12 protein-coding genes are annotated in these 12740 nt (G+C 62.2%); 9 read left to right on the top strand and 3 right to left on the bottom strand.

Translation table 11 applies throughout. From position 1 onward, the window contains the following. Positions 1 to 37 precede the first annotated feature (37 nt). The 3 genes from ACFZPT_RS01120 to ACFZPT_RS01110 all read left to right on the top strand — a co-directional run bounded on the left by ACFZPT_RS01120 (position 38) and on the right by ACFZPT_RS01110 (position 3286). Positions 38 to 1030, top strand: a complete 993-nt coding sequence (locus ACFZPT_RS01120) for an AraC family transcriptional regulator (protein WP_034101534.1) — start codon at positions 38 to 40, stop codon at positions 1028 to 1030. A 133-nt stretch (positions 1031 to 1163) separates the two neighbouring features. Further along, positions 1164 to 2198, top strand: coding sequence for a histone deacetylase family protein (locus ACFZPT_RS01115; protein WP_034115476.1), 1035 nt, complete (start codon positions 1164 to 1166; stop codon positions 2196 to 2198). Next, on the top strand, positions 2195 to 3286 hold the full coding sequence (locus ACFZPT_RS01110) for a polyamine ABC transporter substrate-binding protein (RefSeq protein WP_034101536.1): 1092 nt from the start codon (positions 2195 to 2197) through the stop codon (positions 3284 to 3286). The genes ACFZPT_RS01115 and ACFZPT_RS01110 overlap by 4 nt, the downstream gene beginning before the upstream one ends. Positions 3287 to 3340: 54 nt before the next feature. On the opposite strand, the gene ACFZPT_RS01105 is transcribed toward ACFZPT_RS01110, so the two are convergent. Continuing rightward, positions 3341 to 4876, bottom strand: a complete 1536-nt coding sequence (locus ACFZPT_RS01105) for a PLP-dependent aminotransferase family protein (protein WP_379554929.1) — start codon at positions 4874 to 4876, stop codon at positions 3341 to 3343. A gap of 87 nt (positions 4877 to 4963) precedes the next feature. On the opposite strand from ACFZPT_RS01105, the gene ACFZPT_RS01100 reads away from it, so the two are divergent. Genes ACFZPT_RS01100 through ACFZPT_RS01090 form a run of 3 tightly spaced genes read left to right on the top strand, consistent with a single transcriptional unit; the run spans position 4964 to position 6733 of the window. Further along, the gene (locus tag ACFZPT_RS01100) at positions 4964 to 5602 is read left to right on the top strand and encodes an FMN-binding negative transcriptional regulator (RefSeq protein ID WP_099312937.1); all 639 of its coding nucleotides are present in this window, start codon (positions 4964 to 4966) and stop codon (positions 5600 to 5602) included. Continuing rightward, positions 5599 to 6045 carry a GNAT family N-acetyltransferase gene (locus ACFZPT_RS01095; protein ID WP_099312938.1) on the top strand — a complete coding sequence of 149 codons (447 nt, stop codon included), beginning with the start codon at positions 5599 to 5601 and terminating at the stop codon, positions 6043 to 6045. The genes ACFZPT_RS01100 and ACFZPT_RS01095 overlap by 4 nt, the downstream gene beginning before the upstream one ends. 10 nt (positions 6046 to 6055) lie before the next feature. Beyond that, positions 6056 to 6733, top strand: coding sequence for a GNAT family N-acetyltransferase (locus ACFZPT_RS01090; protein WP_034115480.1), 678 nt, complete (start codon positions 6056 to 6058; stop codon positions 6731 to 6733). A gap of 3 nt (positions 6734 to 6736) precedes the next feature. On the opposite strand, the gene ACFZPT_RS01085 is transcribed toward ACFZPT_RS01090, so the two are convergent. After that, the gene (locus ACFZPT_RS01085; RefSeq protein ID WP_220698652.1) at positions 6737 to 7636 is read right to left on the bottom strand and encodes a homocysteine S-methyltransferase family protein; all 900 of its coding nucleotides are present in this window, start codon (positions 7634 to 7636) and stop codon (positions 6737 to 6739) included. A gap of 113 nt (positions 7637 to 7749) precedes the next feature. On the opposite strand from ACFZPT_RS01085, the gene ACFZPT_RS01080 reads away from it, so the two are divergent. From ACFZPT_RS01080 to ACFZPT_RS01070, 3 genes are all read left to right on the top strand, one after another. Next, positions 7750 to 8571, top strand: a complete 822-nt coding sequence (locus ACFZPT_RS01080) for an ABC transporter substrate-binding protein (protein ID WP_034101542.1) — start codon at positions 7750 to 7752, stop codon at positions 8569 to 8571. Beyond that, positions 8568 to 9371 (top strand): amino acid ABC transporter permease, encoded by an 804-nt coding sequence (locus ACFZPT_RS01075; RefSeq protein ID WP_040266691.1) that lies wholly within the window; start codon positions 8568 to 8570, stop codon positions 9369 to 9371. Before ACFZPT_RS01080 ends, ACFZPT_RS01075 begins: the two co-directional genes overlap by 4 nt. Before the next feature lie 173 nt (positions 9372 to 9544). Then, positions 9545 to 10855, top strand: a complete 1311-nt coding sequence (locus ACFZPT_RS01070) for an autotransporter domain-containing protein (protein ID WP_099312940.1) — start codon at positions 9545 to 9547, stop codon at positions 10853 to 10855. 74 nt (positions 10856 to 10929) lie between these two features. Here ACFZPT_RS01070 and oadA read toward each other — a convergent pair whose 3' ends face one another. Next, positions 10930 to 12738, bottom strand: a complete 1809-nt coding sequence (gene oadA, locus ACFZPT_RS01065) for a sodium-extruding oxaloacetate decarboxylase subunit alpha (RefSeq protein WP_034115484.1) — start codon at positions 12736 to 12738, stop codon at positions 10930 to 10932. Positions 12739 to 12740 lie beyond the last annotated feature (2 nt).

Genomic DNA, 12740 nt, shown 5'->3' with positions numbered 1-12740 from the left:
TTGCTCGCTTCTGGCAATCGTCCCAGGGACTTACCCAATGCTGCACTCGCACCTGACCACCCTCAACGCCGTTTCGCTGGTACTCGACGCCTTCAGCGCCGACGGCATCCATCAGCAGGTGCTGCTGGCCGGCAGCGGCATTGCGAGCGCGGACCTGCACCAGCCCGACACGCGAATCACCACGCGTCAGGAGATGCGGGTCTGCGCCAATGCCGTAGCGCTGCGCCGCGACCTGGGGCTGGACCTGGGCCAGCGCATGCACGTGTCGTCCTACGGCATGCTGGGCTATGCGCTGCTCACCAGTGCCACCTTCGGTGACGCTTTGCGCCTGGCGCTGCGCTACCCCGCGTTGCTGGGAACACTTTTCGAGCTGAGCCTTGAAGAGGACGGCCAACGGATCTGGTTCACCGCCAGTGATTATCGGGAAGACCCTGCGCTGGCCGCGTTCAATATCGAGCTGTGCCTGGTGTCGCTCAAAGTCATCTGCGACGACCTGCTCGGCCAGCCGCTGCCACTGTTGGGGGCGCGCTTCGACTATCCGGCGCCGGCCTATCAGGCACGCTACCGCGAACGTTTCACCTGCCCGTTGCAGTTCCAGGCCGCCGGCAACGCGTTTGCCTTCGACCGTCACTGGCTCGATCAACCGTTGCCGCTGGCCGATGCCATCACCCATCGCGCCATGGCCGAACGCTGCCGCAAACAGAACACCGAATTCACCGGGCGCCAGGCGTGGCTGGGGCGTGTGCGCCAGTTACTGGCCTCGCAACTGCACGCCGCGCCGGGGCTGGATCGGCTGGCCGAACAGCTGAACTGCTCGTCACGCACCTTGCGGCGGCACCTGCACGATCTAGGCAGCAGCTACCAGGAGTTGCTCGACGAATTGCGGTTCGAGCGCGCCAAGCAATGGTTGGCAGAGGATGCGATGCCGATCCATTGCATCGCCGAGCAGTTGGGTTTCAGTGAAACCGCGAGTTTCCGGCATGCCTTCGTGCGCTGGAGCGGGGTCGCGCCGAGCCAGTTCCGGCCATGAAGGGGGCAAAAGAGGCCAGACTGGACAGCGCGCCTGGCCATATTTATCCCCTTTTGGCCGCTCCTGTCGTTCTCTTGCCGCGCCGGCCCGGCAACACTGCAAGGCATCACCCTCAGCCCGCGAGAACAACAACATGCTGACGATCTACTCGGACGATCATCACCTGCACCACGGCCGCTGCGAACTGATGGATGGGCAACTGATGCCCTGTTTCGAAATGCCCTCCCGCGCCGACCATGTATTACAGCGAGTCCAGCAACGCGAACTCGGCCCGGTGCAGGCGCCCCACGACTTTGGCCTGGCACCCCTGGCACGCATTCATGACCCGGCCTACCTGGAATTCTTCAAAGGCGCGTGGGCACGCTGGGCCCTGTCGGGTCAGGAGGGCGACTTGCTGCCCTACACCTGGCCCGCCCGCACGTTGCGCCAGGTAATGCCCACCAGCCTGCACGGGCAATTGGGCTATTACAGCTTCGACGGCGGCGCGCCGATCACCGCCGGCACCTGGCAGGCGGCGTACAGTGCGGCTCAGGTAGCGCTCACCGCGCAGCAGGCGATCCAAAACGGTGCCCACAGTGCGTTTGCCTTGTGCCGCCCGCCCGGACACCACGCCGCCGCCGACCTCATGGGCGGTTATTGCTATCTCAATAACGCGGCCATTGCCGCCCAGGCGTTCCTCGACCAGGGCCATCGCAAAGTCGCGATCCTCGATGTGGATTACCACCACGGCAATGGCACCCAATCGATTTTCTACGCCCGCAACGACGTGCTCTTCGCCTCCATCCACGGCGACCCGCAAGCCGAGTTCCCGTTTTTCCTCGGGTATGCCGATGAGCGCGGCGAAGGCGCCGGCGAAGGCTTCAACTTCAATTACCCGTTGCCGGCCGGCACCGGCTGGGCGCGTTGGAGCGCTGCACTGGACAGCGCTTGCGCCGAGATCGAAGGCTATGGCGCCGATATTGTGGTGGTGTCGCTGGGGGTCGATACGTTCAAAGACGACCCGATCTCACAGTTCAAGCTCGACAGCCCGGACTACCTGGCCATGGGGCAACGTATCGCCCAACTCGGCAAGCCGACGCTGTTCGTGATGGAAGGCGGTTATGCGGTGGAAGAAATCGGCATCAATGCCGTCAACGTTCTCGAAGGTTTTGAGGGGTCAGCCGAATGAACATATTCAGGTCTCTGTTGCTCTGCGCCGCCGTGGCGAGCAGCGCCGTGCACGCCGAAGAAAAAACCCTGCGGGTCTACAACTGGTTCGACTACATCACGCCCAAGGCGCTGGATGACTTCAAGGCCGCCAACCCGGCGATCAAGCTGATCTACGACATCTTCGATACCAACGAAGCCCTGGAAGCCAAGCTGCTGACCGGCAACTCCGGCTATGACGTGGTGGTACCGTCCAACGTATTCCTGGCCAAACAGATCGAAGCCGGCGTGTTCCAGCCTCTGGACCGCAGCCAGTTACCCAACTGGAACCACTTGGACCCCAAGCTGATGAAGCTGATCGAGGCCAACGACCCCGGCAACAAATTCGCCGTGCCCTACATGTACGGCACCATCTTGATCGGCTTCAACCCGGCCAAGGTCAAGGCGGCGTTGGGCGACGATGCGCCGGTGGACAGCTGGGACTTGATCTTCAAGCCGGAAAACATCAGCAAGCTCAAGCAGTGCGGCGTCGCCCTGCTCGACTCGCCTTCGGAAATCCTGCCCCTGGCCCTGCAACACCTGGGCCTGGACCCCAACAGCCAGAACCCCAAGGACTATGAAAAGGCCGAAGCGCTGCTGCTGAAAATCCGCCCCTACATCACCTACTTCCATTCCTCCAAATACATGGCCGACATCGCCAATGGCGACATCTGCGTGGCCGTGGGTTACTCCGGTAGCTTTTCCCAGGCCGCCAACCGCGCCAAGGAAGCCAATAACGGCGTGACCGTGGACATGCGCCTGCCCAAGGAAGGCGCACCGATCTGGTTCGACATGCTGGCCATTCCCAAAGGCGCGAAAAACCCGCAGGACGCCTACACCTTTATCAACTACCTGCTGCAACCCCAGGTGATCGCGCCAATCAGCGATTTCGTCGGTTACCCCAACCCGAACAAGGACGCCACCGAGCAGGTCGACCCGGCGATCCGCAACAACCCCAACCTTTATCCCACTGAGGCGGCGATGGCCACGCTCTATACCTTGAAACCCCTCGACAGTAAGGCCGAGCGCGCCAGGACGCGGGCCTGGACCAAGATCAAGTCCGGCACCTGAGCCGGCCGCCACCTGGGCAATGTGCGAACTGTCCTTTACTGAAGTTCGCCACAGTCATAACCAGGCTTTACGCAGTCGCATCAAGGCCTGGGCGATGGCCGCCTCGGGCACGGCGGCGAACCCCAGCACCAGGCCGGCGCGCTGATCCGGCGCAATGGCCGAGTGCGGCAGCCAATAGCTGCTCAGGCCATTGACCTCGACATCCACCGCGCGGGCCTGTGCCAACAATTGTTGCTCCCGGGCGAGGCTGTCCACCCGCACGGTCAGGTGCAGGCCCGCAGCCACCGAGGGCAACTCGCCTACCCCCGGCAGCGCCGCCGGCCAGCCCGCCAGCAAGGTGTTGCGCCGACTCAGCGCGGCGCGGCGCATGCGGCGGATATGCCGTTGAAAGTGCCCCGCCGCCATGAATTCGGCCATGACTGCCTGGGTACTGACTTCCGAGTGGCGCATGTCCACGGCGCGGCGCCGCGAGAACGCATCCACCAGCCCCGGCGGCAACACTAGGTAGCCCAAGCGCAAAGCCGGAAATGCGACTTTGCCGAACGTGCCGACGTACAGCACCCGGCCGCTACGATCCAGCGCCGCCAGGGGCGACAGCGGTGCACCGCTGTAGCGGTACTCGCCATCGTAGTCGTCCTCGATAATCCAGCCGCCCGTGCGCTCGGCCCAGGCCAGCAGTTCCAGGCGCCGCGCCAGGCTCATTACCACCCCGAGCGGGTACTGATGGGACGGCGTGACATAGGCCACGCGGCAGTCAGTCAAGGTATCGAGCACCTCACACTCAATGCCGTCGGCATCCACCGGCACACCATGCAGGTGCGCACCGGCCAGGGCGAAGGCATGGCCCGCGGCGCGATAGCCCGGATTTTCCACCGCCACGCCGTCACCGGGCTCCACCAGCAGCTGTGCACAAAGGCTGATGGCCTGCTGCGCGCCACTGGTGATCACTATTTGCTCAGCGCAGCACTGCATGCCCCGCGAACTGCGCAGGTACGCCGCGATCAAGCCACGCAGGCGACCGTCTCCGGCAGGATCGCCGTAGCACAACTGCTCAAGGTTCGGCTTGCGCCAGAAAGCCCCGTTGAGCTTGGCCCATACCTCAAACGGGAACAGATCGAACGCCGGCACGCCGACACGAAACGCCTTCGGCGGGCCAGCCGGCGGTGGCGGCAAATGGTTGTTTTCCAGACGATCCAATCCCGCCTTGTGGATAACTTTGGGGAGCGAATTAACCGGTAAATCCAGCCAATTTGTGGATAAGGCTGGGGCTAAGCCTGGTGATAACCCTGTGGACAGTTTTGTGGATAGTTTTTCAGCGGTCGGCAATTGGGCAACATAGGTGCCGTCTCCCACCCGCCCTTCGATAAAGCCTTCGGCATACAGCTGATCGTAGGCGCGCACCACGCTGTTACGGGAAATCGCCAAGGCCGCCGCCAGATCGCGGCTGGCGGGCAAGCGCGTGCCGCCAACCAAGCGCCCATCCAATACACGCTGGCGCAGGGCGTCGTAGAGCTGGCGGGTCAGGCCCTGGCGGCGGTCCAGTTCGATACCGGCGGGGTTGAATGACAAAGGTGGTGCGATGGGCGACATATTGGACCTATGAAATTGGCCACAGATGGCTCTTACAACAGACCATTAGCCTGCCTAGGATGCAGCCATTCGCCAAGGAAAATAATCATGTATACACCGCGCGCCTTTGCCCTCGACGACTTGCCAGAAATCCAGCAATTGATCCAGCACACCCGGCTGGCGCAATTGGTCAGCGTCGGCGAGCACGGCTTGCAAGCCAGCCACCTGCCGCTGTTGCTCAACCCCGATGAGGGCGCCAATGGCACGTTGTACGGGCATATGGCCAAGGCCAATCCACAGTGGCGCGACTTGCAAAACGGCGCTGAAGCCTTGGTGATCTTTGCCGGCGCCGACGCCTACGTCAGCCCCGCGTTCTACCCGGCCAAGGCCGAACACGGCAAAGTCGTGCCCACTTGGAATTACCTGGCAGTGCACGCCTACGGCAAGGCCGAGGTGTTCACCGATGCCGAGCGCTTGCTGGCCGTGGTCAGCGCTTTGACCGATCGCCACGAAGGCGGCCGCCAGCAGCCGTGGGCCGTCAGCGATGCGCCGGCCGATTACATTGACGGCATGCTCAAGGCCATCGTTGGCTTCGCCCTGCCCATCGAGCGCCTGATCGGCAAACGCAAGCTCAGCCAGAACCGCAGCGAGGCCGACATCAACGGCGTGCGTAACGGCCTGGCGGCCAGCGAAGACGTACGCGACCAGACCCTCGCCCGCTTTATTCCCCAAGGAGTTGCTGAATGAGCCAGATCGACATCCGCCCAGTCACCGCCGCCGACCACGCCGCCTGGCTGCCGCTGTGGCAGGCGTACTTGAAGTTCTACAACACCGAACTGCCGGACGCCGTCACCCAAAGCACCTGGCAGCGCCTGATCGACCCCAGCGAACCGACCCATTCGGCGCTGGCCTGGCAGGACCGCAAGGCGGTGGGCATGGTCAACTTCATCTACCATCGCTCCAACTGGAGCATCGAGAATTCCTGCTACCTGCAGGATCTGTTGGTGGACCCCGCCCAACGCGGCACCGGCGTGGGTCGCAAACTGATCGAATTCGTCTACGCCACCGCCAAGGCCGACGGTTGCTGCAAGGTGCACTGGCTGACCCACGAAACCAATGCCACTGCGATCCAACTGTATGAACGCATCGCCGAACGTCCGGGTTTCATTCAATTTCGCCAAGGTCTTTAAGGAGCGCAGCATGCCCACTTCCCTCGCCGACTGGAAAGGTGCCCCGGCCCCCTCCGCTCAACTGCTCGAAGGGCGCTTTATCCGCCTGGAAAAACTCGACCCCGCACGCCACGCTGAGCAACTGTGGCAAGCCCTCGAAGGCCCCGGCGCCGACCCCAAACTGTGGGATTACTTGCCCTATGGCCCGTTTACCGAGCGCACCGCGTTCGATGCCTGGCTGAACAACCACGCGGCCAACAGCGACCCGTATTTCTTCAGCGTGATCGACCGCGCCAGCGGCGAGGTGCAAGGTATCCTCAGCCTGATGTCGATCGTGCCGGCCCAGGGCCGCATCGAAATCGGCCACGTCACCTTTGGCGCACCGATGCAGCGTTCGCCGAAAAGCACCGAAGCGGTGTACCTGCTGGCCAAGTATGCCTTCGAGCAGGGTTATCGCCGCCTGGAGTGGAAATGCAACAACGGCAACGCCCGCTCCAAGTACGCGGCCGAACGGTTGGGGTTCAGTTTTGAAGGGGTGTTCCGCCAGCACATGGTGGTCAAGGGGCAGAACCGGGACACGGCGTGGTATTCGATTTTGGACGGGGAATGGCCGGTGGTGGGGGCGGCTTTTGAGCAATGGTTATCGGAGGCCAATCAGACCGCTTCGGGGCAGCTCAAGAGCCTGGCGGAGTGCCGCCAGGCGCTTTAAACGTCAGTTCAGCTTCTGCGCCAGCACCGCAATATGCTCCGGTCCGATCCCGCAGCAGCCGCCCAGGTGACTGGCGCCACGGGCCTGCCAGTCGGCCGCCCATTGCAGGTAGCCCGGCGGGTCGAGGTCTTCGCGCAGCGGGTCCAGGCCGTCGTTGGCCGTGGCTTCCTTGGGTTGCGGCGGGAAGGCATTGGCGTAGGCGCCGATCTGGATCTGCACGCCCAGGCGTTCGAAGGTCTGACGCGCCGCATCGATCGCCGCACCAATCACTTCAGGCTGGCTGCAGTTGAACAGCAACACCTGTACACCCAATTGCGCCGCCGCCTCGGCCGCGTCCGCCACCGGCTCGCCGGAACGCAGGCGCGGCACTTCATCGGTGTCTTCGTCTTTCAAAGTGAAGGACAGCCAGAATGGCTTGCCGTCCTTTGGCAGACCGGCGTGGATCGCCCGCGCCTCGGCGATGGAGCTCTGGGTTTCCGCCAGCCACAGGTCGACATGGGGCGCCAGGCCCTGCACCAAGGGCGTGAGCAATTCGGACACTCGCGCCGGCTCGAACAGATCCGGCCTATACGAGCCGAATAACGGCGGCAACGACCCCGCCACGCGCACGGCTTTGCCCGAGGCGTCCGCTGCGCGGCGCGCCAACTCACCCGCCAACGCTGCCAGGGCCTGGCCTTCGGCGACAAAGCGCGCTTCGCCGATATGGAACGGCACCACGGCGTAGCTGTTGCTGGTGATCACGTCGGCGCCGCTGTCGATGTAGGCCGCGTGCACCGCCTCTACCGCTTGCGGGGCCTCGCTCAGGGCCAGTGCCGACCACTCCGGCTGCCGGAAGGGCGCGCCGCGCCGTTGCAGTTCACGGCCCATGCCGCCGTCGAGAATTACTGTGCTTTTAGCGCCCATATAGCTTTTACTCATATGCTTATGAAAATAACTCACTATGAGAGTCGTTCTTATAACTATTTAATGCGTACCAATCGGTTAATAACAACTTCTTTTTTATTCAGGTGTTCATTTTGAAACTCAAACCGCTATTGGCCCTGGGCCTGACGATGCTGGCCGCTTCAACCCAAGCCTTTGGCGGCGCCACGCTGGATCGGATCGAACAGAAAAAAGAACTGGTGGGCGTGCTGATGGAAAGCTACCCGCCGTTTTCGTTTCTCAACGATCAGAACCAGCTCGACGGCTTCGACGTCGACGTGGCCAAGGCCGTGGCGCAGAAATTGGGCGTGAAGCTGCGCCTGGAAACGCCGTCCTGGGACGTGATCGCCGCCGGCCGTTGGAGCGGGCGCTATGACATCTGCATCTGCTCCATGACCCCGAGCAAGGCGCGCGCCGAGGTGTTTGACTTCCCGGTGGAGTACTACGCCTCGCCTGCGGTGATTGTGGTCAACGCCAAGGATGAGCGCATCCACGGCGCCAAGGACCTGAGCGGCAAAAAGGTCGGCCTGACCAGTGCCTCCAGCTATGAAAGCTACCTGAATAAAAATCTGGTGATCGAAGGCGCTGAGGACACGCAGTTGCAGTACCCGTTCGAAGACGTGCAAATCGCACCGTACGACACCGACAACGTGGCATTCCAGGACCTCGGCCTGGGCGCGGGCGTACGCCTGGATGCGATCCTCACCAACCTGGTCACTGCCCAGCCGCGCCTGAATCAAGACAAGCGCTTCAAGCTGGCTGGCGAGCCCCTGTATGCCGAACCCAATTCGGTAGCCATCGAAAAAGGCGACCCGCAGTGGGACAGCAAAGTGCGTGAAGTCTTCGCGCAGTTGAAACAGGACGGCACCTTGAGCAAGCTGTCGCAAAAATGGATCGGTGCCGACATCAGCCAATGAGTCATCTCCCCAAACCTGCGCGCGGGCTGTTCGGTTTTCGCACGCGCCTGTACCTGACCTGGGCAGCATTGTTCGCCCTGTTCGCCAGCTTCTTCCTGAGCTTTGACCTGAAGTTCTCGATCATCCTCGACAAGCTGCCCAACCTAGTCGGCGTGCACCTGGCGCCCAATGGCTTCCTGCAGGGCGCGGCGCTGACACTGTTTCTGTGTCTGTGCTCGATGCTGGCGTCGTCGGTGCTGGGCTTTATCACCGCTCTGGGGCGCCTGTCGAAAAGCGCCGTGGCCTTTGGCATTGCCAGTTTCTATGCCTCGTTCTTCCGCGGCACGCCGCTGCTGATTCAGATCCTGCTGATCTACCTGGGCCTGCCGCAGCTGGGGCTGGTGCCGGGCGCAATCGTCGCCGGGATCATCGCGCTGTCGCTGAACTACGGCGCCTACCTGAGCGAGATTTTCCGCGCCGGCATCCTTGGCGTCCCCCAGGGCCAACGGGAAGCCGCCCTGGCCCTGGGCATGCGCGACCGTGAGATCTTTTGGCACGTCACCCTGCCCCAGGCCATGCGCACGATCATCCCGCCGGCCACCAACCAGTTCATCTCGATGCTCAAGGACTCGTCACTGATCTCGGTGATGGGCGTATGGGAAGTGATGTTCCTGGCGCAGTCCTACGGCCGTTCGAGCTACCGCTACATCGAGATGCTCACCACCGCCGCGATCATCTACTGGGTGATGTCCCTGGGCCTGGAACTGATCCAGGCACGCATGGAGCGGTACTACGGCAAGGGCTATGCGGGGCGGGGGTGAAGGGTGTCGATCGCGACCGATCCACCGTGCACTCAATGCTGTGCAGATTTAACGAATTGTTTTATCGCAACGGACTAGAGACATCTCCCGCAAACCCGCAGCAACCGGCCTGACAGTTATCCCCCAGACACCTCGCTAAATTCCCCGCCTCATACATCACGAGGTGGGTTTACATGCCGCTCATACACAAGCAATTCGCACTCGCCATCACCTTGGCATTGGGTGCAATCGGGGCTCAACATGCACAGGCTCGCGGCGATATGGCGCCAGAGGATGAAGTGCTGCAGCCACTTAGAATGAGCAGCACCAAACACCCTTATCAGCCGGTGACACCCGCACCGGAAGACTTTTATTTCGCCGACCGTGCCCTCAGCCGCAACGGCCTGAGCGTGGCCCGTGTGCTGGATGCGGCGGTAGACGATCTGCTGGCATCGGATGAATTCGGCCCACGGGAGAAATATCACCTGAAACATTACGCGCAGTATCTCGCCAGCCTCGAACCCGGTCGCCTGGGGGTTTGGCTTGAGCAACTGGCGGGCAGCCATAACGCCAACCTGGGCACGGCCACGCAAGCCAGCTTGGAGCCTTTGAACGCCAGCCTGCTTTCGGCCATCCGCCAGTTGGATAACGACACCGACGAGGCAGGCCGCGTGTGGCTGCAGGCCTTTGGAAGCAGCGGCAATCTCGACGCACACCACGGCAGCGCCGGTTTGAAACAGCGTCGCCAAGGCGTGTTGCTGGGTGCCGACTGGTCCCTCGATCACGCTTGGCGGATCGGCCTGGTGGGCGGCAAATCCGCTAGCGACCTCAGCGCCGGTCGTTTCAAGGGCGACGTGGACAGCTGGCACTTGGGCGCTTACGCGGCACGTCAGGACGGGCCGATTGCACTGCGCCTGGGTGCGCTGTACAGCCGCCACGCGGGGCAAAACAAGCGCGAGGTCGATTTCAATTTCATCGATTACCGCGAACACCTCACCGGCCAATACAAGGCCGTCAGCCAAAACGTATTTGCCGAATTGGGCTATCGATTGGACACCGGCGACCTACGCGCCGAACCGTTTGCTGGTATCGGCTTCGCGCGTTATCAGCGTCAGAGTTTTCAGGAAAAAGGCGGCTACAGCGCGCTGAATGTCGGGGCTCAGACTCAACAAAACCTCAGCAGCACCTTGGGTCTGCGAGTGGCCAAGAACTTTACGCTGGATAACCAGATGACCCTCAAACCGAACCTGAGCGCCAGTTGGAAACACCTGTATGGCGACGTCAGCAGTCGCGTGCGTCAGTCGTTCGTTGAGGAGAAACGCGAAGACTTCAACAGCGAGTTCATCATCGGCGGCACGCCCCTGGACCGAGATAACCTGACCCTGCGCACCGGCCTGGATCTGGCACTGTCGGCCAAACACAGCGTGGGCCTGACTTACACCGCCGCCTTCGGCAGCCACAGTCGCAACCAAGGCTTGATGGGGCAATGGGCGATGGCGTTCTAGGGCGTCAAATCCGGCGCAAAAAAAAGGGGAGCACCTGCTCCCCCGAGGATTAAGCGGTTGTATCGAAGGCTGTATCAGCCTTCGATTTCAATCAGGATTTCGCCAGGGTTGACCCGATCGCCCTTGGCCACATGCACGGCTGTCACCTTACCGGCAATGGCGGCCTGCACTTCGGTCTCCATCTTCATGGCTTCGGTGATCAACACAGCCTGACCGGCTTTGACCATGTCGCCTTCCTTGACCAGTACATCGACGATATTGCCCGGCATCGCGGTGCTCACATGACCCGGCGCCGTGGCTTGCTTGCGCTGGTTACCGCCGCTGCTGACGAACTCATTGAGCGGTTCGAACACCACTTCTTCCGGCATGCCGTCGATGGACAGGTAGAAGTGGCGCTTGCCTTCGGCCTTCACGCCCACACCAGTGATGTCGACGCGGTAGCTTTCGCCGTGCACGTCAATGACGAACTCGGTCGGCACCCCTTCGCCACCGGCACGGGCCACGCCGCCGGCTTCTGGGATCGGCAACAGCACTTCCGGCGCCAGCGTCCCGGCTTCGCGCTCTTCAAGAAACTTGCGCCCGATGTCTGGGAACATGGCGTAGGTCAGCACGTCTTCTTCAGACTTGGCCAGCCCACCGATTTCCCCACGCAGCTTGGTCATTTCTGGCTTGAGCAGGTCAGCCGGGCGCACGTCGATCACGTCTTCGCTGCCAATGGCCTGACGGCGCAGTTTTTCGTTCACCACGCCCGGCGCTTTGCCGTAGCCACCTTGCAGGTACAACTTCACTTCGTTGGTGATGGTCTTGTAGCGCTCACCGGCCAGCACGTTGAAGAACGCCTGGGTGCCGACGATTTGCGAGGTCGGGGTCACCAACGGTGGGAAACCGAGGTCTTCGCGTACTCGCGGGATTTCCGCCAGCACTTCGCTCATGCGGTTGAGGGCGCCCTGCTCTTTGAGCTGGTTGGCCAGGTTGGAAATCATGCCGCCAGGCACCTGGTTGACTTGCACCCGGGTGTCGACCGCGGTGAATTCGCTCTCGAACTGGTGATACTTCTTACGCACCGCGTAGAAGTACAGGCCGATCTCTTGCAGCAGCTCCAGATCGAGGCCGGTGTCGAACTCGCTGCCCTTGAGGGCGGCGACCATCGATTCAGTGCCCGGGTGGCTGGTGCCCCAGGCGAAGCTGGAGATGGCGGTGTCGATATGGTCGGCACCGTTTTCGATGGCCTTGAGTTGGCACATCGCAGCCAGGCCGGCGGTGTCGTGGGAGTGGATAAACACCGGCAGGCTCTGCTCGGCTTTCAGCGCCTTGACCAGTTCGCCGGTGGCGTACGGCGTCAGCAGGCCAGCCATGTCCTTGATCGCGATGGAGTCGCAGCCCATGGATTCCAACTGCTTGGCCTGGGCGACGAATGCCTCGACGGTGTGCACGGGGCTGGTGGTGTAGGCGATGGTGCCTTGGGCATGTTTGCCGGCGGCCTTCACCGCTTCGATGGCCACGCGCAGGTTACGCACGTCGTTCATCGCATCGAAAATGCGGAATACGTCGATGCCATTTACAGCCGCCTTGGCCACGAAGGCTTTGACCACGTCATCGCTGTAGTGGCGGTAGCCCAGCAGGTTCTGGCCGCGCAACAGCATTTGCAGGCGCGTGTTGGGCAACGCGGCGCGCAGTTTACGCAGGCGCTCCCATGGGTCTTCCTTGAGGAAGCGCACGCAGGCGTCGAAGGTTGCGCCGCCCCAGACTTCCAGGGACCAGTAGCCGACTTTGTCGAGCTTGTCGCAGATCGGCAGCATGTCGTCGGTGCGCATGCGGGTGGCCAGCAACGATTGGTGGGCGTCACGCAGGATGGTGTCGGTTACGAAGATTTTCTTAGACATTG

It is taken from the genome of Pseudomonas sp. MD330_10 (assembly GCF_042610415.1).
GTDB lineage: Bacteria > Pseudomonadota > Gammaproteobacteria > Pseudomonadales > Pseudomonadaceae > Aquipseudomonas > Aquipseudomonas rhodesiae.
Note: the sequence above shows the minus strand (reverse complement) of the source record. Positions and strands in the feature narration are given on the sequence as shown.

Coding starts and splice junctions, on each gene's coding strand:
- ACFZPT_RS01120 (WP_034101534.1), top strand. CDS start 38: ATGCTGCACTCGCACCTGACCACCCTCAACGCCGTTTCGCTGGTACTC.
- ACFZPT_RS01115 (WP_034115476.1), top strand. CDS start 1,164: ATGCTGACGATCTACTCGGACGATCATCACCTGCACCACGGCCGCTGC.
- ACFZPT_RS01110 (WP_034101536.1), top strand. CDS start 2,195: ATGAACATATTCAGGTCTCTGTTGCTCTGCGCCGCCGTGGCGAGCAGC.
- ACFZPT_RS01105 (WP_379554929.1), bottom strand. CDS start 4,876: ATGTCGCCCATCGCACCACCTTTGTCATTCAACCCCGCCGGTATCGAA.
- ACFZPT_RS01100 (WP_099312937.1), top strand. CDS start 4,964: ATGTATACACCGCGCGCCTTTGCCCTCGACGACTTGCCAGAAATCCAG.
- ACFZPT_RS01095 (WP_099312938.1), top strand. CDS start 5,599: ATGAGCCAGATCGACATCCGCCCAGTCACCGCCGCCGACCACGCCGCC.
- ACFZPT_RS01090 (WP_034115480.1), top strand. CDS start 6,056: ATGCCCACTTCCCTCGCCGACTGGAAAGGTGCCCCGGCCCCCTCCGCT.
- ACFZPT_RS01085 (WP_220698652.1), bottom strand. CDS start 7,636: ATGGGCGCTAAAAGCACAGTAATTCTCGACGGCGGCATGGGCCGTGAA.
- ACFZPT_RS01075 (WP_040266691.1), top strand. CDS start 8,568: ATGAGTCATCTCCCCAAACCTGCGCGCGGGCTGTTCGGTTTTCGCACG.
- ACFZPT_RS01070 (WP_099312940.1), top strand. CDS start 9,545: ATGCCGCTCATACACAAGCAATTCGCACTCGCCATCACCTTGGCATTG.
- oadA (WP_034115484.1), bottom strand. CDS start 12,738: ATGTCTAAGAAAATCTTCGTAACCGACACCATCCTGCGTGACGCCCAC.